Annotated in this window: 3 protein-coding genes; 2 read left to right on the top strand and 1 reads right to left on the bottom strand. The window is 57.5% G+C overall.

What is annotated here, in order from left to right:
• A partial coding sequence (gene atpD, locus ACH2EH_RS26775; RefSeq protein ID WP_395146519.1) for a F0F1 ATP synthase subunit beta occupies positions 1-1,178 on the bottom strand: 1,178 nt, incomplete at its 3' end.
• Positions 1,179-1,308: 130 nt separating this feature from the next.
• On the opposite strand from atpD, the gene ACH2EH_RS26770 reads away from it, so the two are divergent.
• Together ACH2EH_RS26770 and ACH2EH_RS26765 are read left to right on the top strand one after the other, a co-directional pair.
• Positions 1,309-1,899: a Uma2 family endonuclease gene (locus ACH2EH_RS26770; RefSeq protein WP_395146517.1), complete on the top strand. Its 591-nt coding sequence runs from the start codon at positions 1,309-1,311 to the stop codon at positions 1,897-1,899.
• 7 nt (positions 1,900-1,906) lie between these two features.
• A partial coding sequence (locus ACH2EH_RS26765; protein WP_395146515.1) for a radical SAM protein occupies positions 1,907-2,568 on the top strand: 662 nt, incomplete at its 3' end.

The raw sequence follows: 2,568 nt of genomic DNA, 5'->3' as shown, positions 1-2,568 counted from the left end.
TCAATTCCCAGAATGGCGATGATGTCCTGAAGCTCTTTGTAGCGCTGGAGGATGGACTGAACCCCACGGGCCACCCGGTAGTGCTCGGCTCCCACGATAGCGGGGGTCAGGGCGCGGCTGGTGGAGGAAAGCGGGTCCACGGCGGGGAAGATTCCCTGGGCCGCTAAGTTACGCTCCAGGACCGTAGTCGCATCCAGGTGCGAGAACGCGGTGGCAGGAGCCGGGTCGGTGAGGTCGTCGGCGGGGACGTAGATCGCCTGCACGGACGTGACCGAGCCCTTGCGGGTGGAGGTGATGCGCTCTTGCAGTGCCCCCATCTCACTGGCCAGGGTCGGCTGGTAGCCCACGGCGCTGGGCATACGGCCCAGAAGCGCGGACACTTCAGAACCCGCTTGGGTGAAGCGGAAGATATTGTCAATGAAGAGGAGCACGTCTGCACCGTCAACGTCGCGGAAGTACTCGGCCATTGTCAGGCCCGAGAGTGCAACACGAAGCCGGGCACCCGGGGGCTCGTTCATCTGGCCGAAGACCATGGCGGTTTTGTCAATAACGTGCGCCTTCTTACCCGACGAATCCGTGAACTCGGCCTCGGACATTTCCAGCCACAGGTCGTTACCCTCACGAGTGCGCTCACCGACTCCAGCGAACACCGAAACACCCGAGTGCTGAACGGCGATATTACGGATCAGCTCCTGCATGGTCACGGTCTTACCGACGCCCGCTCCCCCGAAGAGGCCAATCTTCCCCCCCTTGAGGTAGGGACAGAGCAGGTCAACGACCTTGATCCCCGTCTCCAGAATCTCAGGGGCGGTTGCCAGATCCTCGAATGCTGGGGCATCGCGGTGAATCGGCCAGTACTCGGTGGCATTGGCAGGGCCGCGCTCGTCAATGGGACGACCGAGGAGATTGAAAACGCGCCCTAGCGTGGCGGGGCCGACGGGGACAGAGATAGCCTGCCCCGTGTCAATTGCCTCCTGACCACGAACGAGCCCATCAGTGGAGTCCATTGCCACTGCGCGAACCACATCATTTCCCAAGTGCTGGGAAACCTCGACGATCAGATCGTCGCCGTTTTTGATCGGGATGCGGATTGCGTTGAGAATTGAAGGAAGTTGCCCCGGTTCAAACGCGACGTCTACCACGGGACCCTGGACCTGGACGATCTTGCCTGTTGCCATCGTATACCTTTATGTCTTAAGCGAAAATTTGAGTTTGTGAAAACCGGTACAGTCTACCCTCAAGTAAGAAAAATTTCAACCTATCCACAGAACTTTCCGGCTGATAGAATACCGCAGGAGTGATTTAGTTATGGCCGTCGCATTTCCCTTGTCCGAATTGTCCGATTCCCTCGATCTTCGCCGTACCTACACGGCGGAGGAGCTTTTTGCGTTTCCCAGCGACTGCCACTACGAGCTCGTCCGAGGAAAGCTCAGGAGTTTAGAGATGCCCACTGGTGGCCCCCATGGTGCAAAAACAAATCGATTCACCACCCCCCTCAGCAGTTTTATCTACGAGTATGACTTAGGTGAGTGCTTTGCGGCAGAGACAGGCTTTCTTCTGTCCCAAAATCCAGATACAGTGCTCGCCCCGGACTTCGCCTTTGTCAAGAAAGCAAAGCTCCCCGAGGAGCTTCCCGGCGGCTATGTCCGCGCCATCCCCGATCTAGTGCTCGAAACTCGCTCTCCAAGCGACCGGCCCCGTGAGATCTCCAGCAAAGTGCGCGAGTGGCTCGATGCCGGAGTGCAACTCGTGCTGGAGCTAAACCCTGCCAAGCAAGTGCTCACAATATATCGCCCTAACTCTGAACCTGAGATTCTCACCCGCGAAAGTATTTTCGATGGCGGCACGTTTCTTCCCGGCTTTGTGCTCCCACTCACCCGACTCTTCCCGCAGGTATAATGACCGCATGCCATCTACCCCGCTGCTGACGGGCGTTGGGCGCCGTCCTGCCTTCCATGTCATGACCAAGCCTATCGGCCCTATCTGCAACCTTGACTGTCGCTACTGCTTTTATCTGGAAAAAGAGGATCTCTACCAGAGTGAGCGCAAGCAGCGCCCGTCGTGGGAGATGCCGGAAGAAGTACTTGAGAACTATATTCAGCAGTATATTGCCAGCCAGAGGGTCCCAGAGATCAGCTTCGCGTGGCAGGGTGGAGAACCGACGCTTCTCGGGGTGCGCTTCTTTGAGAAAGTGGTGGCGCTGCAAAAAAAATACGCCGACGGTAAAACCATTCACAATGCCTTCCAGACCAACGGAACGCTCTTAGACGATGCGTGGGGCGAGTTTCTGGCGAAAAACAACTTTCTCATCGGGCTCTCGATAGATGGTCCCGCACACCTGCACGATGCCTACCGAGTGGACAAGCAGGGCCGCCCGACTTTTGAGCGCGTGATGGCGGGTATGAACGTCTTAAAGAAACACGCGGTCGAGTTCAATACGCTCACCGTGGTCAACCGCAAGAACTCCCAGGAGCCGCTCGCGGTCTATAAATTCTTGCGGGAAGTCGGCTCCGGGTTTATTCAGTTTATTCCGCTGGTGGAGCGCAATCCCATTGCGCCGATTGAGAC

Source organism: Armatimonas sp. (assembly GCF_043760365.1).
GTDB lineage: Bacteria > Armatimonadota > Armatimonadia > Armatimonadales > Armatimonadaceae > Armatimonas.
The sequence above is the reverse complement of the archived record's forward strand: the minus strand, read 5'-3'. Positions and strand labels throughout refer to the sequence as shown.